Source organism: Microbacterium sp. GbtcB4, assembly GCF_019091465.1.
Classification (GTDB): domain Bacteria; phylum Actinomycetota; class Actinomycetes; order Actinomycetales; family Microbacteriaceae; genus Microbacterium; species Microbacterium paraoxydans.
The window spans coordinates 1-232 of sequence record NZ_JAGXJJ010000679.1 but is presented as its reverse complement, the minus strand read 5'-3'; the positions used below and the strand labels follow the sequence as shown (position 1 = coordinate 232).

Genomic DNA, 232 nt, shown 5'->3' with positions numbered 1-232 from the left:
GTCCGGATCGGGGAAGTCGACGCAGCTCCGCTCGGTGAACCTGTAGGAGGAGCCCACGGGCGACAAGGTGCTCATCGAGGGCATCGACATCGCCGATCCCGACATCGACATCGACCGCGTGCGCACCCGTATCGGGATGGTGTTCCAGAGCTTCACCCTCTTTCCGCACCTCAGCGTGCTCGGCAACCTCACGATCGCGCAGCAGCGGGTGAAGAAGCGCTCGAAGGCGGAA

1 pseudogene is annotated in these 232 nt (G+C 64.2%); it reads left to right on the top strand.

Annotated elements, in window-relative coordinates:
• Positions 1 to 232, top strand: a pseudogene (locus KVS71_RS20150) (ATP-binding cassette domain-containing protein); the annotation flags it as partial.